Below are 24,861 nucleotides of genomic sequence, written 5' to 3'. Positions count from 1 at the left end.
CGAGGGCATACCTCCCTATGCCGCACCCGCGAAACAGCCCTTGAGCCGCCGCCATGAGCCTCCCCATCGTTCGCACTGTCGCCGATCTGCGTGCCCAGGTGTCCGCTTGGAGGCAGGCCGGGCTGCGCACGGCCCTGGTTCCCACCATGGGTGCGCTGCATGACGGGCACCTGACCCTGGTGCGGCACGGGCGCGAACTGGCCGACCGGGTGATTGCCACGGTGTTCGTGAACCCCACGCAATTCGGCCCGAATGAGGATTTCAGCCGCTATCCGCGCGATGAGGCAGGTGACGCCGCCAAGCTGGCCAGTGCCGGCTGCGACCTGCTGTTCGCGCCGACCGTCGATGTGATGTATCCGGCGGGTTTCGCCACCAGCATCGATGTCGGCCCCGTTACCAGCCGCTGGGAAGGGGCGTTCCGCCCGGGCCATTTCCAGGGCGTGGCCACGGTGGTGACCAAGCTGCTGTTGCAGGCCGGTGCCGATGTCGCGTGCTTTGGGGAAAAGGATTACCAGCAGCTCTGCACCATCCGGCAACTGGTGCGCGACCTGGATATCCCGGTGCAGATTGAGGGCGTGCCGACGGTGCGCGAAGCCGATGGCTTGGCCCTGTCATCGCGCAACGCCTATCTGTCGCCCGAACAGCGGCAGGTGGCGGGGCAGCTCAATCGCGTCATGCGCGGCGTGATCGACCGGCTGCACGCCGGAGAGGCGGTGGACGCGGTCCTTTCGGCGGGCACAAAGGCCCTGCTGGATGCCGGCTTCACCGCCGTTGACTACCTGGCCTTGGTCGATGCGCTGACCCTGGAACCCCTGACGGTACCCGCCCCCGGCCGCCTGATCTGCACCGCCCGGCTAGGCGGGGTGCGGCTGTTGGATAATATGGCGGTGTAAGAAATGGGGCGGACCCGCCGGCCCGCCCCTGCTTTCCTTACCACACGCCCGTGTTGGGCATGCTGGTCCACGGCTCTGCCGGGGCCAAGGCTCCGCCCTTCTGCAGCAACTCGATCGAGATGTTGTCGGGGGAGCGGACGAACGCCATGCGGCCGTCGCGCGGCGGACGGTTGATGGTCACGCCCTTGTCCATCAGCGACTGACAGGTGGCGTAGATGTCATCCACCTCGAACGCCAGATGGCCGAAATTGCGCCCACCCGTATAGACCTCCGGGTCCCAGTTATAGGTCAGCTCCACCTGCGCATCCGGTGTCTCATCGGCGGCCAGGAAGATCAGGGTGAAGCGGCCCGCCTGGTTTTCCATGCGGCGCAGTTCCTTCAGGCCCAGCTTGTTGCAGTAGAAATCCAGCGACTGCTCCAGGTCGGTCACACGGACCATGGTATGCAGGTATTTCATCGTTTCTTATCCAAGGGTTGGCGGAAATCCGATCTCCCTAACATGGGGCATTGGCGGGCAATATCCCAGCCCCGGCATGCAATTGTTCCCCAGCGCCCCCGCATAATCGCCATGAAAGTTCGATTGCAATGCAACATGATCCGTGTTGGCATGGATGTTAGCGGTGTCACGCAACAAGCTTTACCAATATTTCCGGCCCACCCCCGACGGGAGGGGGGAAGGTGCCGGTGGGGATGTGGATGACGAGTGATCCGGTCGTTCATCTATGGGTCCTGACCGCGACGGCCCTGGTCTTCGCGATGCAGCTGGGATTCTGCCTGTTGGAGGTCGGGTTCGTCCGGGCCAAGAACTCCATCAATGTCGCCATCAAGAATGTGATGGATTTCTGCATCGCCGGTTTCCTGTTCTGGCTGTTCGGCTACGCCATCATGTTCGGGCCCAGCTGGCTGGGCCTGATCGGCACCGGCGGCTTCATGCCCGACCATCTGGATGCTGCGACGCCCCTGGTCTTCATCCTGTTTCAGATCATGTTCTGCGGCACGGCCACCACGATCGTGTCGGGGGCCGTGGCCGAACGCATGGGCTATGGCAGCTATATCGTCGTCTCGGCCCTGCTGTCGGCCCTGATCTATCCGGTTTTCGGGCATTGGGCCTGGGGCGGGATGGCCGGACCGCAGAGCCAGGGCTGGCTGTCGGCTCTGGGCTTCATTGATTTCGCCGGCTCCACCGTCGTGCATTCGGTGGGCGGCTGGCTGTCGCTGGCCGCGGTGCTGGTCATCGGGCCGCGCACCGGGCGCTTTGATCCCGGCGTGCGCGCGCTGGGCAGCAATAACCTGACCATGGCGGCGTCTGGCGTGCTGGTCCTGTGGTTCGGCTGGCTGGGTTTCAATGGCGGGTCGGTGCTGGGTGATCTGGACAAGGCGCCGGGGGTCTTGTTGAACACCGTGGTCGCGGGCTGTGCCGGTGGCCTGACGGGCCATTTCGTGTCCGTGCTGATGGAGCCGAAGCCGCGCGTCGAACATTTCCTCAACGGCATTCTGGGTGGTCTGGTCGGCATCACGGCTTGTGCGCTGGTGGTGGGGACAGGGTCGGCGGCCATCATCGGGGCCGTGGCCGGGATCATCGTCATTGCCGGCGGCGTGCTGCTGGACCGGTTGAAGATCGATGATGCCGTGGGTGCCGTGCCCGTGCATCTGTTCGCCGGCATCTGGGGCACCCTGTGCGTGGCGCTCTTTGGCGATGTCGCCCTGTTCGGCACGGGCTTGTCGCGGTGGCAGCAACTGGGCGTGCAGTTGACGGGTGTGGCGGCCTGTGGCGTCTTCACCTTTGGCAGCGGCTATATCCTGCTGCGGGTTATCAACCGCATCTTCCCGCTGCGCATCGATGTGGAGGCGGAACGGCTGGGCCTGAACGTCGCCGAACATGGGGCCACCTCCCCCATGCTGGATTTGGCGGCCGAGATGGAGCGCCACCGCCAGGAGGGCAAGTTCGACCGCCCGGTGCATGTGGAGCCACAATCGGATGTGGAGCTGATCGCCGCCCAGTATAACCGCGTCATCGACCGCGTGACGTCGGAGATCCAGCGCCACTCCCTGCTGCTGGACGAGTTGGGAAAGGCGAAGGTTGAGGCGGAGAACTCCAACCTTGCCAAGTCGCAGTTCCTGGCGACGATGAGCCATGAGCTGCGTACACCGCTGAACGCCGTCATCGGCTTTTCACAGCTGATCGCCGATCAGGCCTATGGCCCCATTGACGAACATTATGTCGAGCATGCCCGCGACATCCATGATGGTGGCAAGCATCTGCTGGCCCTGGTCAATGATGTGCTGGATTTCTCGCGGCTGGAGGCGGGCAAGTTCCAGCTGAACGAACAGCCGCTGGACCTGGCCCGCATCCTGCGTGGCGTCCACCGCCTGATGCAGCCTTTGGCCGAAAGCGGCAGCATGGGCCTGATCCTGGATGTCTCCCCCGACCTGCCCGCTCTGCAGGCCGATGAACGCGCCATCCGGCAGATCCTGATCAATCTGGTTGGCAATGCGGTCAAGTTCACACCGGCGGGCGGCAAGGTGAAACTGTCGGCCAGTTTCGAGCCCGACCGCCGTCTGTGCCTGACTGTCTCGGATACGGGGATCGGCATGGACCCGGCCCTGGTCTCCAAGGCGCTGGAACCCTTCACGCAGTTGGAAGGCGGGTTGGCCAAGGGCCATGGCGGCTCGGGCCTTGGCCTGTCGCTGGTCAATGCCCTGGTGCGTCTGCATGACGGGACGCTGGTGATCCAGACGGCGCCGGGCAAGGGCACCAGCGTCCATATCCGCTTCCCCATCGCCCGCACCATCGAACGGGCGGCGGAGAAGGACCGGCGGACGGGTTAGGCCGATGGCATGAGCTTATGGCTCATGACATCGCAGGCCGGCGACTGCCGGCCCGCAGCACATGCGGCGTGAGCCAAGGGCGCGGCGGCGCCCGCCCGGCGTTTGAGGGCACACTTACATACGATCCACGCGCCCGGCATAGCATCCGCGCCGGGCCAGATGCACATGCAGATACGCCACCTCCGGTCGCGCCAGATAGCGGCGGAACAGGGCATCGGCGTCCTTCCCGTCGATAACATCGGCATCGACGATCATGTCATCGCCGTCATAGGCGCGGACGGACAGGATGCGTTTGGCCATCATCAACGGCACCTCACCCGTCGCCACCGCCGTTTCGGCATGGCCTTCGGTCACGAAGATCGGCCCCTCGGCGCGGTAGGGGGTGTGGGCCGGTTGATGCTGATAGGACAGAAGCAGGACATCGGTGCCCGCCGGCACATCGGCCAGCGTGACGCGGCAGGGGTAAAGCCCGTCCTGTGGCGCCGTCATGCGCCGTATGCCGCGCTGGGCCAGCGCCTGATCATCCAGGCCGAACAGGGGGGCGAAAGGGGCGGATTGCAGGCCGCTGACGATATAGGACATGGCGGGCGCTCCATCGTGTCGTGATGGCGCGACGATGGCAGGCCGGGATCGAAGCAGCGACCCGGTTCTTGCGGTCACAGCAGCCAGCGCCCCTCGGCCCAGCGCAGGGCCCATAGTGCGGTACGGCCCAGCGTCCAGTGCCGGCCCCAGGCGGCCAGCGCTTCGCCGTTACCCAGGTCGAAGAATAGAGGGGGCTTGCGCGGCGATGCCCGGCGCGGCACCAGATCAATGGCCATGGCCGTCAGGTTATAGGTCAGCGTGCCCCAGCCGGGATGCCGCCCGCCTTCCGGGCTGACCGCTTCACCACCTGCCAGCACATGTTCCAACCCGCCCACGAACAGCTTGGCATCACAGCGCAGGCGCCCGTTCGCATCGACAGTCAGCCCGCTGGTTTTCAGCCAGGCCGGCCCGGCCCCGCCGGTCGCATTCAAGAACAGGTCGAAGGCGATGCGGTCACCATTGACCAATACCGCCTCATTCCCCTCTACCCGCGCCACGGGTGCCTTTTCGATCAGGATGGCACCATGGGTCGACAGGATTTCCGCCAGCCGAACCCCCGCCGGTCCCGGCAATCCTGTCAGGATCAGGCCGCGCATCAGCAGGGTGACGGCCACATGCCCGCCCAGCAGGGCAGCAAGATGGAGGATCGACAGGGCGATGCGCACCGCCTCCACCCCGCCGCCAGCGATGGTCAGGGCCACGACGCGGCCCGGATGCTGTTCAAACCGCGCTTCCAGGGCCGAACGCAGGTCCAGCAGACGGGATAGGGGGCGGGTGGCGAAGCAGCGGGCATGTCCCAGCGTGCCGGGCAGGGGCCGGGTGCCCGCTTCAGGCGCGATGGAAAGCAGGTCGAAGGGGACGGGCTCCCCCTCATGCCGATGAACCAGCCCGGCCTTCAGGTCCAGGCCCAGAACGGCATCATCAATGAACTCGATCCCCGCATCCCGCGCCAGGGCGCCGGCATCGAGGCGGGCGGTGGCCGGATCAATGCGTCCAGCCAGCAGGGCCGGCACAGCCTCCGCCCAAACCTGCGGGGCGGGGGATAGCAGCGTGGTCTTGTGCCCAGCCCGGCCCAGGGCGGACATGCGTTTCAGCAGGGGCGGGCGGGCGTGGCCGCCGCCCAGAAGCAGGATACGCTGTGGCCTCCTCAACCGGCGGCCTTTGTGGTTACGGCACCTTCGGCCGGGTCGCGCAGCACATAGCCGCGGCCCCACACCGTCTCGATATAATTGTCGCCCTCGGTCGCGGTGGTCAGCTTTTTGCGCAGCTTGCAGACGAAGACGTCGATGATTTTCAGCTCAGGCTCGTCCATGCCGCCATAGAGATGGTTCAAGAACATCTCCTTCGTCAGGGTCGTGCCCTTGCGCAGCGACAGCAGTTCCAAAATGCCATATTCCTTGCCGGTCAGGTGCAGGGGCGCCCCTTCCACGGTGGCCGTCTTGGCATCCAGGTTAACGGTCAGCTTGCCGGTGCGGATGATGCTTTCCGAATGGCCCTTGGACCGGCGGATGATGGCCTGTACACGCGCGATCAATTCACGCTTGTCGAACGGCTTGGTCAGGTAATCATCGGCGCCAAAGCCCAGGCCCTTGATCTTGTTGTCCAGGTCGGACAGGCCCGACAGGATCAGGATGGGGGTGTTGACCCGCGAGGCGCGCAGGCGGCGCAGCACCTCGTACCCGTCCATGTCGGGCAGCATCAGGTCCAGGATGATGATATCATAGTCGTAGAGTTTACCGATCTCCAGCCCGTCCTCACCCAGGCTGGTGGCGTCCACGATGTACCCACCTTCGGCGGACAACATCAGCTGGATGCTTTTCTGCATCGCGGCATCGTCTTCAACCAGCAGGACGCGCATGATGGTTTCCTTGAGGCAAGAGTAGGTATACCCCATCTACGGCAGATAGGTTAACAGAGCCTCTACGGATATGCTATCCGACCAATGGTTTTGCCAGGGGTCATCGCCTGTTCATTCGTATGTGTCCGGCCATGTCATTGCGGATTTGCCAAAGACCAGGGGCGTTCCATGCTTGATCACGATCAGTTGGTGCAAGAGATCAACGCCTTGCCGACCTACGCCGTTTTTGGCCGCGTCACCTCGGTGCTTGGCATGATGGTAGAGGTGGGTGGGGTGGAACGGCGCCTGTCCATCGGCGGCCGCTGCCGCGTCATCACGCGCGGGGGGAAGCCTGTCCCCTGTGAGGTGGTGGGCTTTCGCGGGGGACGCGCATTGCTGATGCCGTTCGGCACGCTGGACGATATTGGCCTGGGCTGCCGGGCGGAGGTGGCGGAGGGACAGGCGTCGATCTATCCAACGCAAGCCTGGCTGGGCCGGGTCATCAATGCATTGGGACAGCCCATCGACGGCAAGGGCCCGCTGCCCACCGGCGAGGTGCCTTATCTGATCAAGGCCGGCCCGCCGCCTGCCCATGCCCGTAAACGTGTGGGGGCCAAGATGGATTTGGGTGTGAAATCCATCAACACCTTCCTGTCCTGCTGCCGGGGGCAGCGCATGGGCATCTTTGCCGGCTCCGGCGTGGGCAAGTCGGTGCTGATGTCCATGTTGGCCAAATATACGGAGGCCAATGTCAGCGTCATCGGCCTGATCGGTGAGCGCGGGCGCGAGGTGCAGGAATTCCTGGAACATGATCTGGGGCCGGAAGGTATCGCGCGTTCTGTCGTCATCGTGGCGACGTCGGACGAGCCACCCCTGATGCGCCGTCAGGCCGCCTATCTGACCTTCGCCGTGTCGGAATTTTTCCGCGATCAGGAACAGGATGTTCTGTGCCTGATGGACAGCGTGACCCGATTCGCCATGGCCCAGCGTGAGATCGGCCTGTCCGCCGGTGAACCGCCGACCACCAAGGGCTATCCCCCCACCGTCTTTGCCGAACTGCCGCGCCTGCTGGAACGCGCCGGGCCGGGTACGGGCGTGGGCACGATCAGTGGCCTGTTCACGGTGCTGGTCGAGGGTGGCGACATGGAAGAACCCATCGCCGACGCGGTGCGCGGTATCCTGGACGGCCATATCGTGATGGAACGCAAGATTGGCGAGCGGGGGCGTTACCCCGCCATCAACATCCTGCGCTCGGTCAGCCGCACCATGCCCGGCTGTAACACGCCCGAACAGAACGCCCTGGTCGGCAAGGCCCGGCGGCTGATGTCCGCCTATTCCGACATGGAGGAGATGATCCGCCTGGGCGCCTACCGCAAGGGCAGCGACGCGCAGGTGGATGAGGCCATCCATTACAACCCCGCCATCGAGGCCTTTCTGCGCCAGGGCAAGGGGGAGCGCAGTACCCTTGACCAGGGCTATGCCGAACTGGCGGCCATCCTGGGCGGTGCCGGCTGATGAAGGATTTGAAGCCCCTGATCCGCCTGAACCAGCGGGAGGTGGACCAGCGCCGCCGCGTCGTGGTGCAGCTTCAGGAAAGCCAGGACCGTCTGGTGGCAGAGCGGGAGCAGTTTGAACAACAGGTGATCGTGGAGCGCGACCTCGCTGCCACTGACCTTATGCTGGCTAAATCCTACCCGGCCTTCGCAAGGCGGGTGGAAATGCTGCGCGAGGAATATGAACGCCGCGCTGCCACCCTGCGCCTAGAGTTGGAGCGGGCGGAGGAAGCCCTGGCCGAGGCGTTTCGCGAACAGAAGAAGTTCGAGCAAGTGCAGGAACAGCGCGACCTTGCCGCCAAGGAAGCGCGGCGTTACCGGGAAACCCAGATGTTCGACGAGGTCGCTTCCATCCGCTTTTCCCGCCAGCAGGGGGTAGCGGAGGAGGGCGAGGGGTAAGTCACCGCATCTTCGCCAGACACTCCACCTCCAGCAGGGCACCCAGGGCCAGTCCGTTGGTGCCGAAGGCGGAGCGGGCGGGCAGGCGGTCGGGCTTGAAATAGGTGATGTAGATCTTGTTGAAGTCGCCCCACTGCTTCATGTCCGCCATCATGACGGTGCATTTGAAGACATGGTCCATGGTCAGGCCGCGATTTTCCACGGCGGCCTTGATATTCTCCATCACCTGCCGACCCTGCGCCGCCATGCCGTCGGGCAGTTTCAGATTGGCATCGGTGCCCAATTGTCCCGACAGGTAAAGCACCCCATCCACCTCCACCGATTCGGAGAAGGGGGCGCCGGGAAAGGATTTGTGGAAGACCATATCATCGGCCAGGGCCGGTGCCGTGGACAGCCCGGCCAGCATCAGGCCGGCGACAAGTGTATGCCTCATCATCGTCATTCCCCCTTTAGCCCCAGACATCGCGCGCAAAGCGCAGGAAATTCCGGCCCAGGATCTTTTCTACCTGTCCGGTCTTCAGCCCCTTGGCCAACAGCAGGTCGGCCAGCTTCTGAAACTGGCCCGGTCCACGCAGATCCATGATGAAGGGGGTGGTGGTGGCACTTTCGCCCGCCGCCGCAATGCCCAGCTTCACCCGCTGCTCATTCTCTTTGCGCAGCTCCTCCATGTACGCATCCATATCGTCATAGGAGGTGACATAGCCATCGGTGCCGATGCCGACATGGTCCTCCCCCGCCACCTTGACCGCATGCAGGATATGGGTGGCCACATCATCGGCGGTGGCGACGCGGCCCTTGGCCAGGAAGGGCATGAAATAGATGCCGACAAAGCCGCCCTTGTCAGCCACGCCGCGCATTTCGGCGTCCGTCTTATTACGGGCCAGATCGGTGATGGCGCGGCAACCGGTATGGTTGATCGACAGGGGCCGGGTCGCCGCCTTAATCGCGTCCAGACAGGTCTGGCGGTTGGAATGGGACAGGTCGACCATGACCTTGTTGGCCTCGATCCGGGCCATCACCTCCCGCCCGAAATTGGTCAGGCCCTGGTCTTCTGGCATCAGGCTGCCGGAACCCAGGTCATTCTGGACATTGTAGGTCAGTTGCATGACCCGCACGCCCATATCGGCGAAGAGATCGACGCGTGAGGCATCCTTGCCGAACATGGCGGCGTTCTGGAAGCCCATGATGATGCCGATTTTGCCCTCGGCCCGCGCACGCTCAATGTCGCCCGCTGTCAGGATCAGGGTCAGATCGCGCGGCTGATTGCGGATTTGCAGCAGGGTGGAGGCTGTCTCCCGCACGCTGAACTCAAACGGCTCCTCCGGTCCTGCGACCCAGCCGATGGTGCTGTTGACCACATGCAGGCCCGACCGGCGGGCATCGTCCAGGGCGCGCTGATCGATACGTAGCTTTTCTGCCCGCGACGCCCCGTCCGCCGGCTTCACATTGGGATTGCCCAGGCCGCCCAGGGCATTGATGACCAGCATGTCGCGGATGCTGGTGGCACCCGTGGGGCCGGGGATGGTGGTGGCGGCCTGTACCGCAGCTGGCAGCAGGGCCGCCGCAGCCCCGGTCAGCAGTAGATGGCGGCGGGCAATCTCAGTCATCCTGGGGCATCTCCTGTGCGGTGATGGGGCGATAGGCGGTGCGGTCAAGGCGGGTGCCGCGCTTCACCGTAAAACGTATGGATGTCAGGTTGCCCAGGTCGGCCAGCGGGTCGCGGGCCAGCACCACAAAATTGGCAAGCTTGCCGGCCTCTACGCTGCCCATTTCTGCCTCCTGCCCCAGGACGCGGGCACCGTCCAGCGTGGCGGCGCGGATGACTTCCGCCGTGCTCATGCCCGCGCGGCTGTGCAGCAGGGTCAGTTCGTCATAGAGCGCGGGCCAGGGATGGGCGGCAGGCGGCACGCCATCGGTGCCGGTGACGATGGTGACGCCTTCGCGCCGGGCCTGCGCCGTCAGGGCCGCCGCCACGTCCAGGGTACAATGGGGTCGGGGCTTCATGTCGGGCTTGGCGGTCAGCCGCTTATCATATTCCTGATAAACGCGCAGGGTGGCGTCCAGGATGATGCCCCGCTTGGCCATATCCTTGAACAGGGCCGCCATCTCCGGATTATCGCCACCCTTCAGCCGGTCGATCTCCACCAGGCGCCGGTCCTTGTAGGTCAGGGGGCGGGGGTTGGAGATGTGGTAGGCGAGGTAGCAGGTGTGGGAAATGCTGTCGACGCCGGCGGCCACGACATCGGCGGGCGGGGTGGGAAACACCATGCCATGGGCCCAGACGCGCAGGCCCTGGCGGTGCGCCTCCGCGGTAATGGCGCGGACATCCTGTGGCCGCAGATTATCATACAGCTTGACCGCGATGGCGGACGTGCCGCGCGCCAGGGTGACGGCTTCGGACAGGTTGGTGGTGTCATCGACGGCGCGCATCCAGGGCACGGCGCCGGGCTTCACCCCCTCTGCTGCCGCTGCCGTGCGCGGATCATCGAAGAAATCGGGACCCGCGAACAGGGCGGCGGCCCAGATGTCCGGCCCCGGCACCTCGCCCACGCGCGCGGCGCGGGCATATTCATTGATGGCGCGCAGGTCGTCGGCCATGTCACGCACGGCGGTGACGCCGCCAAACACGTCGCGGCGCATCTGTGCTTCTGCCTGCACCCGGTTGGGCGGTGTCGCCATATGCTGATGGCTGTCGATCAGGCCGGGGATCAGGTATTGGCCGGTCAGGTCGATCAGGGTGGCGCCCGTGCGGCTGGCCGCGTCCAGTTGCGCCAGGGGCAGGACGTTGGCGATCCGCTCCCCTTCCGTGATCACCGCCATGCCGGGCTGTGCCGGACCACCGCGCCCATCGATCAGGGTGACCCCGGCATAGATCACCCGCGCGCCCTTCTCCGCCGGGGCAAAGGGCCGCTCCATGGCACCCGGCGGGGCATGGGCCAGGGCGGGGGATATAAGTGACGCCGTCAGCAGCAGCAGGCCGAGGGCCGTGCGGGTCATTCCTGGCCGCACGGTTCCGTGAAATCCCTTCATGCCCCCGTTTCCCTTCTCTGTTCAGCGTTCCAGGGCCGGGGTCAATTCCGGCCAGCCGCGTTTGCGCACCATCGGCATGAAGGTGGCGCTGACGGGGACCAACAGACCGCCCTCCAGCCGCAGCGCCCATTTGCGCCCGTCCCGCCGTTCCAGGCCGCGCACGGCCTGTCCCGCCACCCAGTAGCCACGATGCACCTGCTCCCCGTCGAGATGTGACAGCTCGGCCATCGCGTCGCGCAGCCGGTACAGGACTAGCGGTTTTCGCCCATCGCTCAGATGCAGGCGCAGGTAATGATCCTCTGCCTCCACTGCCATCACCTGTGCCGGGTCGCTCACCCCGGCCCGCAACAGCAGACCGCCACTGGGTGGATCGATGGGCAGAGCCGGTGCTGTCACTGCCATGTCCGCCGCTGCGGGGGTTACAACCGCCGCCATCTCGGACGTGCCGGTCATCTGATGGCGGCGCATGCCCCAGCGGGCAGCCTCGATACCGGCACAGATGATCAGACCAAGGGCCACCGCCGTACCATAAAGCGGAAGATAGGCCGGCGCCGGGCCGCCAACGAACCCGTTGGCCACCTGCACCTCGAACGGCAGGGTCAGGTGCAGAATGAACACCGACAGAACACCCATCAGTGCCATATGGCGTTCCCGCCAGCCCACCAGCGGACCGGTAAGCCGGAACCAGACCCACCATTTCAGGCAACTGACCGCCATCAGCCCCAGCCAGTAGGGCAGGCGTTCCTGGAGCGGAATGCGGATCGTTCCGAACGGCCCCATGATGGTGAGGGCGATCGATATGATCAACCACATCAACACCATGCCGAGAATACTGGGTGGGCTTTTCATGGGGCGGCTTGGAACAGTGATGGTGAGGGGGCAGGATAGTGGAAGGGCGGCACGGGTGCCACCCTGAAGGGTGCCTTCCCGGTACCAATCCGTCACAGGGGTTTACGCCCACCCCCGGTTCCCGGCACACTCCGCGCCGTTTGGTTTCTGACAGGGTAGAAGGTGCGCGATGACGGGCGGGCGTTGGCAATTCTGGATCGACCGGGGCGGCACCTTCACCGACATTGTGGCCCGCCGACCGGATGGCCGCCTGCTGACCCACAAGCTTCTGTCGGAAAATCCCGAACGCTACCGCGATGCGGCGGTGCAGGGCATCCGCGACCTGCTGGGCGTGGCGCCGGGGGAACCCGTGCCGGCGGACGCGGTGGAGGCGGTGCGCATGGGCACGACGGTTGCCACCAACGCCCTGCTGGAACGCAAAGGGGAGAAGACGCTGCTGGTCATCACGGCCGGCCTGGGTGATCAATTGCGCATCGGCTATCAGGCGCGGCCCAAGATTTTTGCACGCCGGATCGAACTGCCGGAACAGCTTTACACCAGCGTGGTGGAGGTGCCGGAACGCGTGATGGCCGATGGCACCGTGCGCCGCCCCCTGGACATGGGGGCCGCGCGCACGGGCTTGCAGGCGGCATTCGACGCTGGCTACCGCGCCTGCGCCATCATCTTCATGCACGGCTACCGCTATCCCGCACACGAGGCGGCGGTGGCCGATCTGGCGCGGGAGATCGGGTTTACGCAGGTCTCGGCCAGCCATCAGGTCAGTCCCTTGATGAAACTGGTGGGGCGCGGCGATACGACCGTGGCCGATGCCTATCTGTCGCCCATCCTGCGCCGCTATGTGGCGCAGGTGGCCGATGCCCTGCCCGGCATTCCGCTCTATTTCATGCAGTCCAATGGCGGCCTGACGGAGGCGGCACGGTTCCAGGGCCGCGACGCCATTCTGTCGGGTCCCGCCGGCGGGATTGTCGGTGCGGTGCGGACGGCCGCCGCAGAAGGGCTGGACCGTATCATCGGCTTTGACATGGGCGGTACCAGCACCGACGTCTCCCACTATGCCGGCACCTATGAACGCAGCCTTGAGACCGTGGTGGCGGGTGTGCGTCTGCGCGTGCCGATGCTGCGTATCCACACGGTGGCGGCGGGTGGTGGATCCATCTGCCGGTTCGATGGCGCGCGGCTGCGGGTGGGGCCGGAATCGGCGGGCTCCAATCCGGGTCCCGCCGCCTATCGCCGGGGTGGGCCGCTGACGGTCACCGACTGCAATGTCATGGTCGGCAAGCTGCATCCCGATTTCTTCCCCGCCGTCTTCGGTCCCAACGGGAACCAGAAGCTGGACGCCGATGTGGTGCGGGCCAAGTTCGCGGCCATGGCGGCAGAGGTTTCGGCGGCCACGGGCCGGGCCATGGGGGCAGAGGCACTGGCCGAGGGCTTCCTGAAGATCGCCGTTGAAAACATGGCGAACGCCATCAAGCACATCTCGGTCCAGCGCGGCTATGACGTCACCCGTTATGCCCTGAACTGTTTCGGCGGGGCGGGTGGACAGCATGCCTGTCTGGTGGCCGACGCGCTGGGCATGACCAGCGTCTATCTGCACCCGTTTGCGGGCGTGCTGTCGGCCTATGGCATGGGGCTAGCCGACCTGGGGGCCTTGCGCGACCGGTCGGTGGAACGGACGCTGGGGCCGGATGCGATGGCTGAACTGTCATCGGTGCTGGATGCGCTGGGCGCCGATGCGGCGGCGGAACTGCGCGAACAGGGGGTGACCGATGCCGGCATCCGCTTGATCCATACGGCCCGCATCAAGGTGGCGGGCACCGATGCGACGCTGGAAGTGCCATTCGGGGATGAGGGGGCGATGCGCGCCGCCTTTGCGGCCGAACATCGGCAGCGCTTCGGCTTTGACGTACCCCACCGCCCGCTGGTGGTGGAAAGCCTGTCGGCCGAAGCGGTGGCGGCCAGTGGGGAGCAATTGTCGGACGCCGTGATGGCCGAGCCGGAGAGCGTGGCCGCCCCGTCGCCGCGCGCTACCGTGCCCGTCTGGATGGACGGGGTGGAGCGGGCGGTCGCCATCCATGACCGCGACGCCCTGGCCCCCGGTGTTGCCATTGACGGCCCCGCCATCCTGACGGAGGCGACGGGAACCACGCTGGTCGAACCCGGCTGGCAGGCGCGGGTGACGGCGCGCGGCGGCCTGATCCTGCGCCGGGTGGTGCCGCTGCCGGCCCGTGTGGCCGTGGGCACCGATGCCGATCCCGTGATGCTGGAAGTGTTCAACAACCTGTTCATGTCCATCGCCGAACAGATGGGTCTGGCGCTGGAGAACACGGCCCATTCCGTGAATATCAAGGAACGGCTGGATTTTTCCTGCGCCCTGTTCGATGCGGGCGGCAACCTGATCGCCAACGCCCCGCATATCCCGGTGCATCTGGGCTCCATGGGCGACAGCGTGCGCACCGTGATCAATGCTAGGCGCGACAGTCTGCGTCCTGGCGATGCCGTCATGCTGAACAACCCCTATCGCGGCGGCACGCATCTACCCGACGTGACCGTGGTGACGCCGGTCTTTGATCAGGCCGGCACGGACATCCTGTTCTGGGTGGCCAGCCGGGGGCATCAGGCCGATATTGGCGGCATCACGCCGGGTTCCATGCCGCCCGACAGCACCCATATCGATCAGGAAGGCATCCTGATCGATAATTTCCTGTTGGTCCGCGATGGCGCTCTTCTCGAACGCGAGGTGGTGGACCTGCTGACCAGCAGTCCCTATCCCGCCCGCAACATCGAACAGAATCTGGGCGACCTGCGTGCCCAGATCGCCGCCAATGCGCGCGGGCGGGATGAGTTGATGAAGATGGTCGATCTTTTCGGTATCGAAACGGTAACCTCCTACATGTGCCATGTTCAGCGCAATGCCGAGGAGCAAGTGCGCCGGGTGATCGGCGTCCTGAAGGATGGTCATTTCGATCTCGAAATGGATAGTGGGGCGCATGTGCGCGTGGCCGTTTCCATCGACCGTGCGGCCCGGTCGGCGCGGATCGATTTCACCGGCACATCCCCACAGCAGCCGGGCAACTTCAATGCACCCTCGGCCATCGTGCGCGCTGCCGTTCTCTATGTCTTCCGCACCCTGGTGGATGATGACATCCCGTTGAATGATGGCTGCTTACAGCCGCTGGAGATCATCATCCCCGAAGGCAGCATGCTGAACCCACGCTATCCCGCCGCCGTGGTGGCCGGCAATGTGGAGGTCAGCCAGGCCGTGACCAACGCCCTTTACGGGGCGCTGGGCGTTCTGGCGGCGGCCCAGGGGACCATGAACAACTTCACCTTCGGCAATGCGACGTACCAGTATTACGAGACGATTTGCGGCGGATCGGGCGCCGGTCCCGGTTTTAACGGGACGGACGGGGTGCATACCCACATGACCAACAGCCGCCTGACTGATCCGGAGGTGCTGGAATGGCGCTTCCCCGTGATGCTGGACAGTTTCCGCCTGCGCAGCGGTTCGGGCGGGCAGGGCCGCTGGAAGGGCGGGGAGGGCGTGGAACGTCGCATCCGCTTCCTGGAGCCGATGACCGCCGCCATCCTGTCCAACAACCGCCGCATCCGGCCCTATGGCGCGGCGGGCGGTGGTGACGCCTTGCCGGGAGGTGCGCGGGTGGAACGGGCGGACGGCAGGGTGGAGGTCCTGTCCGCCACCGCAAAGGCGGAGATGGGGGCCGAGGACGTATTCGTCATCGAGACGCCGGGCGGCGGGGGCTATGGGGCATAAGTTGGCACTACATATCTGTACAAAAGATGGTACAGATAACGGAGTGACAGTGGAGGATGCCATGGATGTGGTGAATTACAGCACAGCCCGACAGAATTTGGCGGGCCTTATGGACAAGGTTACACAGGATCGAACGCCTGTCGTGGTGACGCGCCAAGGTGCCGAGGATGTGATTTTAATGTCCATGAGTGAGTTCGAGGGGTGGCAGGAGACGGTTCACCTGCTCAGTTCACCCGCGAACGCGGAACATCTGCGGCGATCCATGGAACAATTGGATGCGGGCCGGATCGTTGAATGGAACCCGCCTGAATGAAGGTCGTCTTTTCTGAGGCGGCTTGGGACGACTATCTGGCATGGCAGGCCCAGCACCCGGAGATTGTTGGGCGTATCAACGATTTGCTGCAAAGCGCCCGGCGCACGCCCTTCACCGGTATCGGCAAGCCTGAGCCATTGAAGGGTCCGCTGAGCGGCTTTTGGTCCCGCCGGATCACCCAGGAGCACCGCCTCGTGTATCAGGTAGCTGGTGCCGGCCCGGATCAGCGGATAGAGGTTTTGTCTTGCCGCAAGCACTATTGAGAGATGGCGCGTATGCCAGCTTGCGTTCGCCTCGGCCCCCAATCTGACCTGCGGCTCAAGGTCCGGTATCCTCCGGTGTCTCCGCCGCCTTCTTCAGATAATCCAGCGCACCTTGCAGGATGTAGGCGGCGGCCATCTTGTCCACCACCTCGTCCCGGCGTTTGCGGGTCATGTCCCATTCGATCATCATGCGGTCGACGGCGCTGGTGGACAGGCGTTCGTCCCAGAACGCGATCTCCGGCTCCACCTTGCCGAACAGTTCGGGCCGGATCAGCAGATTGCGGGCGAATTCGCGCACCGACTCACAACGCGGCCCCTCCGTTCCGTCCATGTTCACGGGCAGGCCGATGACCAGACCGCGCACGTCGCGGTCCTTCATGGCGCGGACAAGCTCCTGCGCATCCTGCATAAACTTTGTGCGCCGGATGGTGCCGATGGGTGAGGCGACGGTAAAACCGGGGTCACAGACCGCCATACCGATGGTTTTTTCGCCAATATCGAGCCCGATAAGGCGTGCGTGACGCGGCATGACCGCTTTCAGTTCCACAAGGTTGCGGATGGACATGATGGGATGCTAGCTTCCTGACCGCTTTAACGCCCGCGTCTTCCATTCGGCGGACGGCTGGGACGACAAGCCCACAGCAATGATGAGATTTAGCACCATGTCGCAGGACAAGGCCACCCTGGACGCCAAGACCGTGGCGAAGATCGCCCATCTTGCCCGCATCAAGGTTCCCGCTGAAGAGCAGGAGCATTTGGCGGGCGAGCTGAACAAGCTGCTCGACTGGGTCGAGCAATTGGGCGAGGTCGATACTGACGGGGTGGAGCCGATGACGTCCGTCGCGGCCCAGACCCTGCGCCGCCGCGCGGATGTCGTCACGGATGGCGGCTATCCCGACAAGGTCGTATCGAATGCGACCGACGCCGCCGAACATTTCTTCTCCGTGCCCAAGGTCGTCGAATAATGACCAACCTGACCCATCTCTCCATGTCCGAAGCCCTGGCCGGGCTGAAGGCCAAGGATTTCACGGCGCTGGAACTGACCAACGCCTATATCGCCGCTGTTGAGGCGGCACGCCCGCTGAACGCCTTCATCACGGAGACGCCGGACATCGCCCTGGAGCAGGCCAAGGCGTCCGACGCGCGCTATGCCGCCGGCACAAATCTGCCGCTGGACGGTATGCCGTTGGGCATCAAGGACCTGTTCTGCACCAAGGGCGTGCTGACCACCGCCGCCAGCCATATCCTGGACGGGTTCAAGCCGGAATATGAAAGCACGATCACGGAGAACCTGTTCCGTGACGGTGCCGTCATGCTTGGCAAGCTGAACCTGGACGAATTCGCCATGGGTTCGGCCAATATCACCTCCTATTACGGCCCCGTGCTGAACCCCTGGACGGGCAAGGACCCCGCCGGTGCGGATCGCAAGCTGGTGCCGGGTGGTTCGTCGGGCGGGTCTGCTGCATCCGTGTCTGGTCGTTTCGCCATCGCCGCCACGGGCACCGACACGGGCGGTTCGATCCGTCAGCCGGCAAGCTTCACGGGCATTGTTGGTCTGAAGCCCACCTATGGCCGCTGCTCCCGCTGGGGCACCATCGCCTTTGCCAGCTCGCTGGATCAGGCAGGCCCCATGACCCGCACGGTGCGCGATGCCGCCCTGATGCTGCAGAGCATGGCCGGCTTCGACCCGAAGGACAGCACGTCCGTCGATATGAAGGTGCCGGACCTGCTGGCCTCCCTGACCGGCGATATCCGTGGCCTGCGCGTCGGCATTCCCAAGGAATACCGCGTCGATGGCATGCCGGCGGAGATTGAGCGTGTCTGGCAGCAGGGTATCGAATGGCTGAAGGCCGCCGGCGCCACGCCGGTGGAGGTCAGCCTGCCGCACACCAAGTACGCGCTGGCCACCTATTACGTGGTCGCCCCTGCTGAATGCTCCTCCAACCTCGCCCGCTATGACGGCGTGCGCTTCGGCCTGCGGGTCGAGGGCAAGGATCTGAAGGAGATGTATGAGAATACGCGTGGCGAAGGCTTCGGCAAGGAAGTGCGCCGCCGTATCCTGATCGGCACCTACGTGCTGTCGGCTGGTTACTACGATGCTTATTACCTGAAGGCCCAGAAGGTGCGCGCCCGCATCGCCGAGGATTTCGCCAAGGCGTTCGAGCAGTGTGACATCCTGCTGACACCGACTGCCCCCAGCACGGCGTTCGCGATTGGGGAAAAGCAGGACGACCCGATTTCCATGTACCTGAACGACGTGTTCACGGTGCCGGCCTCGCTGGCCGGTCTGCCGGGCATGTCGGTGCCGGCGGGTCTGGCGTCCGACGGTCTGCCGCTGGGTCTGCAGCTGATCGGCCGTCCGTTTGATGAGGAGACGCTGCTGCGCGTCGCCGACATCATCGAAAAGGCCGCCGGCCCGCAGCCGCTGCCGCCCTACTGCCGCTGATTATGGCTTGAAACAGAAGGCCCCGTCACCCCAGGGTGGCGGGGCCTTCTGCATTTTACGGCAAGGGTGCTGTCACCACATCCACAGTGGTGGAGACAGCCGTTGTGGCGACGTCAACCGTGGTGCCGACGACGGTGCCCACCGTGGAGGCGACACCACAGCCCGACAGGGCCAGGGCGCCAGCCAGGATAAGCATCAGACGCAGCGTCGCGATCATCGCGGCTTTCTCCAGAACAGTGTTCAGGATGCGCAGCCTAATGCCCTTCCCGATGAAGCGGAAGGTTATTTTGGCGCATGCCGGTGCTTGCCCATCCCCCGCCCGCCATGTCACCTTCCACGCCGGAAGTGGGGTGCCCGACCAATGACCACCGGCGGCAAGACCGGGGCGGCCCGCCAGAAGAGTTCTGGCAGGGCAGGGGAGTAGATAATGGGCAATGTCGTGTCACGGGACGGCAGCCGCATCGACATGGTGGATGCGCTGCGCGGAACGGCCCTGATCGGGCTGTTCCTGGTCCATATGGATGAACATTTCGAACTGCTGCGCTATCCGGCCAACGCGCCGGACTGGCTGAACAGCCTGAACCAGTGGGTGCATCACCTGACCTTCGGCCTGTTCGCGGGCAAGGCCTATGCCATCTTCGCCATGATGTTCGGGATCAGCTTCACCCTGATCCTGCAAAGTTGGGCGAAGAGGGATGGGGATGCAGCAGCAAGGCTGCGGTTCCTGTGGCGGCTGGTACTGCTGGGGGCCATGGGCTATATCCACGCCCTGCTTTATATCGGCGATATATTGTTGGTCCTGGCCGTCTTCGGACTGCCGCTGGTCTTTCTCTACCGCGTGCCGGACCGCTGGCTGGCACCGCTGGTCATCCTGCTGCTGGGGCAAGCGTTGTCGCTATGGACCGTGATCGCCCTGTGGATCACGCCGGAGACCACGCCGTCCAACCCCTCGCACTGGGCGCTTTATGGCCGCATCTTCACCCTGTTCACCCAGGATAGCTGGTCGGCGGTGTTCTTGAACAACCTGACGACGGGCCAGACGGCGCGATTCTGGTTCTTTGCCGAATCGGGGCGGTGGCAGCAGATGGCGGGCCTGCTGATCCTGGGCATGATGGCCGGACGGCGGCAGCTTTACCTGGATAATCCGGGCAACCGTCGCATCTGGACGCGGACATTCCAACTGGCCCTGGCCGGGTTCGTCTTTCTGTTCCCCCTGTCACTATGGGTTCAGGGGCTGCCCTTGCAGGGCCTGCTGAAATACCATCTGGGCATGATGACGGGCGGCTGGGCCAACCTCATGCAGATGCTGCTCTGGGCCTCAGGTTTTGCCCTGATCTATCGCCGCATCGCGGGCTTTGGCTTCACGGGCCGGCTGGCTGCGTTCGGGCGGATGAGCCTGACCTGTTACCTGATGCATTCCATCATCTTCGTGCCCTTCTTCCATGGCTATGGGCTGGGCTTCTATCAGCATTGGGGTATTGCCCTGTCGGTGGGCGTGGGCGTGCTGTTCGTGGCGGCACAGATGCGCTTTGCCGACTGGTGGCTGCGCCACCATGCCTATGGCCCGGTGGAATGGCTCTGGCGCTGCGCCACGCTGGGCCGGTTCGATGTGCCGCTGCGGCGCGCGGTGATCTGATAACAAGGGCCGTTGGCTTCGATGGGCAACAACACACCTGCCAACGGCCCCTGCATTTTTACGGCGTGTTCGCCGGCATCGCGGTTAACGGAATGGACGTACGGCTGGGCACGACAAGCCGCCGAACAAGTCGGTCACCCCGGCCCGGTTCTTGTTCATTCAGGTCCTTTCGCAGGTCGGTGGCGATCTGGTCGAACCGATCCTCAACCCGAATGTTCAGTTGCGCTTTGTTGAGGTCTTGCCGATCCGGCGTGAAATGCCAGTGGCCCAGGTAAAGGACATCGCCTTCCTTGACCTCAAAATCAATGACCCAGCGTCCATTCGGCTTGCCAAGTTGATAGGTGGCGTTGTTCACACCGCCCGCAAGGCTCGCAACAAAGGCCAAACCATAACGACCGGCGGGAAGCGTGAAGAACCGGTCATTGCCTATGGGGGAAAAAACGGTCTTTTCGACCAGAACACCCTTTTCCAATACTTTGACGGGCGGGTCCAATACCAGCGACAGTATCGGCTGTGTTACATGGTCGCCGACGAACAAATTGCCTTTGTTGTCGATGCCTGAGCTTAAATAGACCAGTGCTTTGCCAGAACCTTGCAGGACCGGTACATCCTCCCGATCACGGACCAGGGCAGCATTGCCGCCGCACCCTGTCATGATGGCACTGAACAGCAGCAGGATCGGCCAGCTCAATATAGACAAACCGCGCATCATTCCCCCGCGCAATGGGCATTATTCATGCGCTCACTGTGCGGGGAAATGATGCGGAATGTCAAATTACGCGAGTTCTTCGATCTTCTCCTCGCGTTTTTGGCCTTTCGGCTCGGCATAGTCGAAATCCAGACCGTCGCCTTCCTTGTTCAGGATGACGCGCACGGCCCCGCCCTTTGACAGCTTGCCGAACAGCAATTCCTCGGCCAGCGGCTTTTTCACATGTTCCTGAATGGTGCGGGCCAGCGGGCGGGCGCCCATGACGGGATCGTAGCCCTTCTTGGCCAGCCAGGCGCGCGCACCATCGGTCAGTTCGATGGTCACGCCCCGGTCGGTCAACTGCGCTTCCAGCTCCATCACGAACTTGTCCACCACGCGGGCCACCACATCCGGTCCCAGATTGCCGAACGGGATGATGGCATCCAGACGGTTGCGGAATTCCGGTGTGAAGGTCTTGTTGATGGCTTCCTGATCGTCGCCTGTGCGTACACCGCTGCCGAAACCAATGGCATGCTTGGCCATGTCGGCGGCACCGGCATTGGTTGTCAGGATCAGGATGACGTTGCGGAAGTCGACGATCTTGCCGTTATGGTCCGTCAGTTTGCCATGATCCATCACCTGCAACAGGATGTTGTAGATGTCGGGATGCGCCTTCTCGATCTCGTCCAGCAGCAACACGCAATGCGGATGCTGGTCGATGGCGTCGGTCAGCATGCCGCCCTGATCGAACCCCACATAGCCCGGCGGTGCGCCGATCAGGCGGCTGATGGTGTGACGCTCCATATATTCGGACATATCGAAGCGAATCAGCTCAATCCCCAACGTCCGGGAAAGCTGTTTGGCCACTTCCGTCTTGCCGACGCCAGTGGGGCCGGAGAACAGGTAGTTGCCGATGGGCTTTTCCGGTTCGCGCAGGCCGGCGCGGGCCAGTTTGATGGCCGATACCAGCGCTTCGATGGCGGCGTTCTGGCCGAAGACCATGGTCTTCAGATCACGCTCTAGGTTCAGCAGCACTTCCTTGTCATCGCGGCTGACCGATTTGGGCGGGATGCGCGCGATCTTGGCGACCACGGCCTCCACATCCTTCTGGGTGATGGTCTTCTTGCGCTTGTTCTCGGGCAGCATGGTCTGCGCTGCCCCGACTTCATCGATCACGTCGATGGCCTTGTCGGGCAGCTTGCGGTCGCCGATATAGCGCGCGGACAGCTCCACCGCCGACCGGATGGCGTCCTTGGTGTAGCGCACCTTATGGTGCGTCTCGTAATAGACCTTGATGCCATCCAGAATCTTGATCGCATCCTCGATCGACGGCTCGTTGACGTCGATCTTCTGGAACCGCCGCACCAGGGCGCGGTCCTTTTCAAAGTACGACCGATATTCCTTGTAGGTCGTGCTGCCGATACAGCGCAGGGCGCCGGACGCCAGGGCCGGCTTCAGCAGGTTGGACGCGTCCATGGCCCCGCCGCTGGTGGCGCCGGCGCCGATGACCGTGTGGATTTCGTCGATGAACAGGATGGAGCCTTCCATCGCTTCCAGCTCCGACACCACGGCCTTCAACCGCTCCTCAAAGTCGCCACGATAGCGCGTGCCGGCCAGCAGCGAACCCATGTCGAGCGAGTAGATGGTGGCCTTACGCAGAATCTCCGGCACCTCACCCTGTACGATGCGGCGCGCCAGACCTTCGGCGATGGCGGTCTTGCCCACGCCGGGATCACCCACGTAAAGCGGATTGTTCTTCGACCGGCGGCACAGAATCTGGATGGTGCGCTCCACCTCCTGCTCGCGCCCGATCAGGGCGTCGATCTTGCCGGACAGGGCCTTCTTGTTCAGGTTGACGCAATAGGCTTCCAGCGCCTCCGTCCCCTTCTTCACCACCTTCTCGGCATGCGCCTCTTCATCCGCACCCGACACGCGCTTCGGCTCAGCCCGACCGGGGGCCTTGGCGATACCGTGGGAGATGTAGTTGACAGCGTCGAACCGGGTCATCTCCTGCTCCTGCAGGAAATAGACGGCGTGGCTTTCGCGTTCGGAGAACAGGGCAACCAGGACGTTGGCGCCCGTCACTTCCTCACGGCCCGAGCTTTGCACATGGATGGCGGCGCGTTGCAGCACGCGCTGAAAACCGGCGGTGGGCTTGGCATCGTCCTGGCGGGTCGTCACCAGATTGGACAGTTCACCGTCCAGATATTCGACCAGTTCGGCCTTCAGCTTCGCCACATCCACGCCGCAGGCCCGCAGCACCGCCAGCGCGTCCTGGTCCTCCGTCAGCGCCAGCAGCAGATGCTCCAGCGTCGCATACTCGTGACGCCGTTCGTTGGCGTTGGCCAGGGCCCGGTGGAGGGTCTGTTCGAGATTCCGCGACAGCATGATGCGCTAATCCTTTTCCAGGGTGCACTGTAACGGGTGCTGGTGCTGACGGGCGAAGTCCATGACCTGGGTCACCTTCGTTTCCGCCACTTCATAGGTGAACACGCCGCAGACGCCGACGCCACGCCGATGGACATGCAACATGATCCGCGTCGCTTCATCACGGTTCTTGTTGAAGAAGCGTTCAAGGACATGCACGACGAACTCCATGGGGGTGTAGTCGTCGTTCAGCATCAGCACCTTGTACATGGCGGGTTTCTTCGTCTTCGGCTTGGCCTTCACGACCACGCCTGTCGACGTCCCCCCATTCCCGTGCTTGTCATCCTCAGCCATGGCGGTTAACGATCAATTGATGGGTCCCCTCTTGCGCCCTATGATCATATGAAATGATTGGGCCCGGTTGGAAGGGCGTATCTGCATTGTCCGAAAGGTTTTGAAGGATACTTGAAAAGGGAAGGGGGCGATGCCAGTGCGGCGCGGCATCGGGCCACAATCATGCCCCTCGCCGCCCCCGGTACCGGCTGCTATAAGGCGCGGACCTATGCCAGCCGGGATGCCCCCCTAATTGACCGACCTTGCCCAATATCTCGACGCCATCCTTCTGGGCCTGCTGGAAGGGCTGACGGAATTCATTCCCGTCTCCTCCACCGGACATCTGATCCTGCTGGGGGAGATGCTGGGCTTCAAGGGGCAGGCGGAAGACCTGTTCAAGGTGGTGATCCAGCTGGGCGCCATCCTGGCCATCCTGCTGGTCTATTTCCAGAAGCTCTGGGGCGTGGTGCGCGGGCTGGTGCAGGGCAATGGCGAGAGCTACCGGTTCACCGCCGCCATCCTGCTGGCCTTCCTGCCTGCCGCGGTGATCGGCGTCTTTGCGCATTCCTACATCAAGAGCGTGCTGTTCAACCCGACCGTTGTATCCGTCGCCCTGATCACGGGCGGTATCGCCATCCTGTTGGCCGAACGGCTGGTGCCCCGGCCACAACATTTCGCGGTAGAGGCATTCCCGCCGAAACTGTCGCTCTCCATCGGTTTTGCCCAGTGTCTGGCCATGATCCCCGGCGTGTCGCGGTCGGGCGCCACCATCATCGGCGCCCTGCTGATGGGGGTGGAGCGCAAGGCAGCGGCAGAGTTCAGCTTCTTCGTGGCAATCCCCACGATGCTAGGTGCCGCCACCTATGACCTTTACAAGAACAGGGAGGTTCTGGCCGTCGATAGCGTGGGGATGATTGCCGTCGGGTTCATCGTGGCTTTCCTGTCAGCCCTGCTGGTCGTGCGCTGGCTGGTGGCCTTTGTGGGCCGGCACGGTTTCGCCCCGTTCGCCTGGTACCGCATCGTCATCGGCAGCATCATGCTGGTCTGGCTGACCTTCTTCGCAGGCTGATC

24 protein-coding genes are annotated in these 24,861 nt (G+C 64.0%); 11 read left to right on the top strand and 13 right to left on the bottom strand.

The annotated features are described in order from the left end of the window. Positions 1 to 53: 53 nt before the first annotated feature. Complete coding sequence (gene panC / locus C0V82_RS07980; RefSeq protein WP_102111879.1) at positions 54 to 893, top strand: pantoate--beta-alanine ligase; 840 nt, start codon at positions 54 to 56, stop codon at positions 891 to 893. A gap of 37 nt (positions 894 to 930) precedes the next feature. Here panC and C0V82_RS07975 read toward each other — a convergent pair whose 3' ends face one another. Then, positions 931 to 1,350, bottom strand: a complete 420-nt coding sequence (locus C0V82_RS07975; RefSeq protein WP_102111878.1) for a VOC family protein — start codon at positions 1,348 to 1,350, stop codon at positions 931 to 933. Positions 1,351 to 1,589: 239 nt separating this feature from the next. On the opposite strand from C0V82_RS07975, the gene amt reads away from it, so the two are divergent. After that, positions 1,590 to 3,722: an ammonium transporter gene (gene amt / locus C0V82_RS07970; protein ID WP_158659805.1), complete on the top strand. Its 2,133-nt coding sequence runs from the start codon at positions 1,590 to 1,592 to the stop codon at positions 3,720 to 3,722. Between the two features lie 114 nt (positions 3,723 to 3,836). On the opposite strand, the gene C0V82_RS07965 is transcribed toward amt, so the two are convergent. The 3 genes from C0V82_RS07965 to ctrA all read right to left on the bottom strand — a co-directional run bounded on the left by C0V82_RS07965 (position 3,837) and on the right by ctrA (position 6,162). Further along, entirely contained in the window at positions 3,837 to 4,304 is a 468-nt protein-coding gene (locus tag C0V82_RS07965; protein WP_102111876.1) for a DUF1203 domain-containing protein, read from the bottom strand. Positions 4,305 to 4,378: 74 nt separating this feature from the next. Beyond that, complete coding sequence (locus C0V82_RS07960; protein ID WP_158659804.1) at positions 4,379 to 5,455, bottom strand: NAD(P)/FAD-dependent oxidoreductase; 1,077 nt, start codon at positions 5,453 to 5,455, stop codon at positions 4,379 to 4,381. Continuing rightward, positions 5,452 to 6,162, bottom strand: coding sequence for a response regulator transcription factor CtrA (gene ctrA / locus C0V82_RS07955; RefSeq protein WP_102111874.1), 711 nt, complete (start codon positions 6,160 to 6,162; stop codon positions 5,452 to 5,454). The genes C0V82_RS07960 and ctrA overlap by 4 nt, the downstream gene beginning before the upstream one ends. Positions 6,163 to 6,330: 168 nt before the next feature. On the opposite strand from ctrA, the gene fliI reads away from it, so the two are divergent. Then, entirely contained in the window at positions 6,331 to 7,656 is a 1,326-nt protein-coding gene (gene fliI / locus C0V82_RS07950; RefSeq protein ID WP_102111873.1) for a flagellar protein export ATPase FliI, read from the top strand. Beyond that, the gene (locus C0V82_RS07945) at positions 7,656 to 8,093 is read left to right on the top strand and encodes a flagellar FliJ family protein (protein ID WP_102111872.1); all 438 of its coding nucleotides are present in this window, start codon (positions 7,656 to 7,658) and stop codon (positions 8,091 to 8,093) included. Before fliI ends, C0V82_RS07945 begins: the two co-directional genes overlap by 1 nt. Position 8,094: 1 nt before the next feature. Here C0V82_RS07945 and C0V82_RS07940 read toward each other — a convergent pair whose 3' ends face one another. The 4 genes from C0V82_RS07940 to C0V82_RS07925 are packed head-to-tail and all read right to left on the bottom strand — an operon-like array spanning position 8,095 to position 11,936. After that, positions 8,095 to 8,529 carry a RidA family protein gene (locus tag C0V82_RS07940; protein ID WP_199772380.1) on the bottom strand — a complete coding sequence of 145 codons (435 nt, stop codon included), beginning with the start codon at positions 8,527 to 8,529 and terminating at the stop codon, positions 8,095 to 8,097. 13 nt (positions 8,530 to 8,542) lie between these two features. Next, complete coding sequence (locus C0V82_RS07935; RefSeq protein ID WP_102111870.1) at positions 8,543 to 9,700, bottom strand: dipeptidase; 1,158 nt, start codon at positions 9,698 to 9,700, stop codon at positions 8,543 to 8,545. Further along, positions 9,693 to 11,090, bottom strand: a complete 1,398-nt coding sequence (locus tag C0V82_RS07930) for an amidohydrolase family protein (protein WP_102111869.1) — start codon at positions 11,088 to 11,090, stop codon at positions 9,693 to 9,695. Before C0V82_RS07930 ends, C0V82_RS07935 begins: the two co-directional genes overlap by 8 nt. A 54-nt stretch (positions 11,091 to 11,144) precedes the next feature. Then, positions 11,145 to 11,936 (bottom strand): LytTR family DNA-binding domain-containing protein, encoded by a 792-nt coding sequence (locus C0V82_RS07925; RefSeq protein ID WP_158659803.1) that lies wholly within the window; start codon positions 11,934 to 11,936, stop codon positions 11,145 to 11,147. A 205-nt stretch (positions 11,937 to 12,141) separates the two neighbouring features. Here C0V82_RS07925 and C0V82_RS07920 point away from each other — a divergent pair, with 205 nt between their 5' ends. The 3 genes from C0V82_RS07920 to C0V82_RS07910 all read left to right on the top strand — a co-directional run bounded on the left by C0V82_RS07920 (position 12,142) and on the right by C0V82_RS07910 (position 16,320). Next, the gene (locus C0V82_RS07920) at positions 12,142 to 15,744 is read left to right on the top strand and encodes a hydantoinase B/oxoprolinase family protein (protein WP_102111867.1); all 3,603 of its coding nucleotides are present in this window, start codon (positions 12,142 to 12,144) and stop codon (positions 15,742 to 15,744) included. Positions 15,745 to 15,805: 61 nt separating this feature from the next. Further along, positions 15,806 to 16,057: a type II toxin-antitoxin system Phd/YefM family antitoxin gene (locus C0V82_RS07915; RefSeq protein WP_102111866.1), complete on the top strand. Its 252-nt coding sequence runs from the start codon at positions 15,806 to 15,808 to the stop codon at positions 16,055 to 16,057. After that, positions 16,054 to 16,320, top strand: coding sequence for a Txe/YoeB family addiction module toxin (locus tag C0V82_RS07910; protein WP_102111865.1), 267 nt, complete (start codon positions 16,054 to 16,056; stop codon positions 16,318 to 16,320). Before C0V82_RS07915 ends, C0V82_RS07910 begins: the two co-directional genes overlap by 4 nt. Before the next feature lie 55 nt (positions 16,321 to 16,375). On the opposite strand, the gene ruvX is transcribed toward C0V82_RS07910, so the two are convergent. Then, positions 16,376 to 16,885: a Holliday junction resolvase RuvX gene (ruvX, locus tag C0V82_RS07905; protein ID WP_102111864.1), complete on the bottom strand. Its 510-nt coding sequence runs from the start codon at positions 16,883 to 16,885 to the stop codon at positions 16,376 to 16,378. A gap of 97 nt (positions 16,886 to 16,982) precedes the next feature. On the opposite strand from ruvX, the gene gatC reads away from it, so the two are divergent. Both gatC and gatA read left to right on the top strand, forming a co-directional pair. Then, positions 16,983 to 17,285 carry an Asp-tRNA(Asn)/Glu-tRNA(Gln) amidotransferase subunit GatC gene (gatC, locus tag C0V82_RS07900; RefSeq protein WP_054165863.1) on the top strand — a complete coding sequence of 101 codons (303 nt, stop codon included), beginning with the start codon at positions 16,983 to 16,985 and terminating at the stop codon, positions 17,283 to 17,285. Continuing rightward, a complete protein-coding gene (gatA, locus tag C0V82_RS07895; protein WP_102111863.1) occupies positions 17,285 to 18,766 on the top strand; it encodes an Asp-tRNA(Asn)/Glu-tRNA(Gln) amidotransferase subunit GatA in 1,482 nt (493 codons plus the stop codon). Before gatC ends, gatA begins: the two co-directional genes overlap by 1 nt. Positions 18,767 to 18,821: 55 nt before the next feature. Here the strand turns inward: gatA and C0V82_RS27240 are convergent, their stop codons facing one another. Then, complete coding sequence (locus C0V82_RS27240) at positions 18,822 to 18,983, bottom strand: hypothetical protein (RefSeq protein ID WP_188595060.1); 162 nt, start codon at positions 18,981 to 18,983, stop codon at positions 18,822 to 18,824. Between the two features lie 210 nt (positions 18,984 to 19,193). Here C0V82_RS27240 and C0V82_RS07890 point away from each other — a divergent pair, with 210 nt between their 5' ends. After that, positions 19,194 to 20,402, top strand: coding sequence for a DUF418 domain-containing protein (locus C0V82_RS07890; RefSeq protein ID WP_102111862.1), 1,209 nt, complete (start codon positions 19,194 to 19,196; stop codon positions 20,400 to 20,402). Positions 20,403 to 20,460: 58 nt separating this feature from the next. On the opposite strand, the gene C0V82_RS07885 is transcribed toward C0V82_RS07890, so the two are convergent. From C0V82_RS07885 to clpS, 3 genes are all read right to left on the bottom strand, one after another. Then, positions 20,461 to 21,114, bottom strand: coding sequence for a hypothetical protein (locus C0V82_RS07885; protein ID WP_102111861.1), 654 nt, complete (start codon positions 21,112 to 21,114; stop codon positions 20,461 to 20,463). 63 nt (positions 21,115 to 21,177) lie between these two features. Further along, positions 21,178 to 23,478 (bottom strand): ATP-dependent Clp protease ATP-binding subunit ClpA, encoded by a 2,301-nt coding sequence (gene clpA, locus C0V82_RS07880; RefSeq protein ID WP_102111860.1) that lies wholly within the window; start codon positions 23,476 to 23,478, stop codon positions 21,178 to 21,180. 6 nt (positions 23,479 to 23,484) lie between these two features. Continuing rightward, a complete protein-coding gene (clpS, locus tag C0V82_RS07875; protein ID WP_054165869.1) occupies positions 23,485 to 23,811 on the bottom strand; it encodes an ATP-dependent Clp protease adapter ClpS in 327 nt (108 codons plus the stop codon). A 232-nt stretch (positions 23,812 to 24,043) separates the two neighbouring features. Between clpS and C0V82_RS07870 the strand changes: the two genes are divergently transcribed. Continuing rightward, positions 24,044 to 24,859: an undecaprenyl-diphosphate phosphatase gene (locus C0V82_RS07870; RefSeq protein ID WP_102111859.1), complete on the top strand. Its 816-nt coding sequence runs from the start codon at positions 24,044 to 24,046 to the stop codon at positions 24,857 to 24,859. Positions 24,860 to 24,861 lie beyond the last annotated feature (2 nt).

The organism is Niveispirillum cyanobacteriorum (assembly GCF_002868735.1).
GTDB classification, from domain to species: Bacteria; Pseudomonadota; Alphaproteobacteria; order Azospirillales; family Azospirillaceae; genus Niveispirillum; species Niveispirillum cyanobacteriorum.
This window is presented reverse-complemented; position numbering and strand designations above follow the sequence as displayed.

What these genes read in the sequence shown, in the direction of transcription:
- amt (WP_158659805.1), top strand. Translation starts at nt 1,590, where the DNA reads ATGACGAGTGATCCGGTCGTTCATCTATGGGTCCTGACCGCGACGGCC.
- C0V82_RS07975 (WP_102111878.1), bottom strand. Translation starts at nt 1,350, where the DNA reads ATGAAATACCTGCATACCATGGTCCGTGTGACCGACCTGGAGCAGTCG.
- C0V82_RS07890 (WP_102111862.1), top strand. Translation starts at nt 19,194, where the DNA reads ATGGGCAATGTCGTGTCACGGGACGGCAGCCGCATCGACATGGTGGAT.
- C0V82_RS07910 (WP_102111865.1), top strand. Translation starts at nt 16,054, where the DNA reads ATGAAGGTCGTCTTTTCTGAGGCGGCTTGGGACGACTATCTGGCATGG.
- C0V82_RS07885 (WP_102111861.1), bottom strand. Translation starts at nt 21,114, where the DNA reads ATGATGCGCGGTTTGTCTATATTGAGCTGGCCGATCCTGCTGCTGTTC.
- ruvX (WP_102111864.1), bottom strand. Translation starts at nt 16,885, where the DNA reads ATGTCCATCCGCAACCTTGTGGAACTGAAAGCGGTCATGCCGCGTCAC.
- fliI (WP_102111873.1), top strand. Translation starts at nt 6,331, where the DNA reads ATGCTTGATCACGATCAGTTGGTGCAAGAGATCAACGCCTTGCCGACC.
- C0V82_RS07920 (WP_102111867.1), top strand. Translation starts at nt 12,142, where the DNA reads ATGACGGGCGGGCGTTGGCAATTCTGGATCGACCGGGGCGGCACCTTC.
- gatA (WP_102111863.1), top strand. Translation starts at nt 17,285, where the DNA reads ATGACCAACCTGACCCATCTCTCCATGTCCGAAGCCCTGGCCGGGCTG.
- C0V82_RS07965 (WP_102111876.1), bottom strand. Translation starts at nt 4,304, where the DNA reads ATGTCCTATATCGTCAGCGGCCTGCAATCCGCCCCTTTCGCCCCCCTG.
- C0V82_RS07935 (WP_102111870.1), bottom strand. Translation starts at nt 9,700, where the DNA reads ATGACTGAGATTGCCCGCCGCCATCTACTGCTGACCGGGGCTGCGGCG.
- ctrA (WP_102111874.1), bottom strand. Translation starts at nt 6,162, where the DNA reads ATGCGCGTCCTGCTGGTTGAAGACGATGCCGCGATGCAGAAAAGCATC.
- gatC (WP_054165863.1), top strand. Translation starts at nt 16,983, where the DNA reads ATGTCGCAGGACAAGGCCACCCTGGACGCCAAGACCGTGGCGAAGATC.
- C0V82_RS07925 (WP_158659803.1), bottom strand. Translation starts at nt 11,936, where the DNA reads ATGTGGTTGATCATATCGATCGCCCTCACCATCATGGGGCCGTTCGGA.
- C0V82_RS07915 (WP_102111866.1), top strand. Translation starts at nt 15,806, where the DNA reads ATGGATGTGGTGAATTACAGCACAGCCCGACAGAATTTGGCGGGCCTT.
- clpA (WP_102111860.1), bottom strand. Translation starts at nt 23,478, where the DNA reads ATGCTGTCGCGGAATCTCGAACAGACCCTCCACCGGGCCCTGGCCAAC.
- C0V82_RS07945 (WP_102111872.1), top strand. Translation starts at nt 7,656, where the DNA reads ATGAAGGATTTGAAGCCCCTGATCCGCCTGAACCAGCGGGAGGTGGAC.
- clpS (WP_054165869.1), bottom strand. Translation starts at nt 23,811, where the DNA reads ATGGCTGAGGATGACAAGCACGGGAATGGGGGGACGTCGACAGGCGTG.
- panC (WP_102111879.1), top strand. Translation starts at nt 54, where the DNA reads ATGAGCCTCCCCATCGTTCGCACTGTCGCCGATCTGCGTGCCCAGGTG.
- C0V82_RS07930 (WP_102111869.1), bottom strand. Translation starts at nt 11,090, where the DNA reads ATGACCCGCACGGCCCTCGGCCTGCTGCTGCTGACGGCGTCACTTATA.
- C0V82_RS27240 (WP_188595060.1), bottom strand. Translation starts at nt 18,983, where the DNA reads ATGATCGCGACGCTGCGTCTGATGCTTATCCTGGCTGGCGCCCTGGCC.
- C0V82_RS07940 (WP_199772380.1), bottom strand. Translation starts at nt 8,529, where the DNA reads ATGATGAGGCATACACTTGTCGCCGGCCTGATGCTGGCCGGGCTGTCC.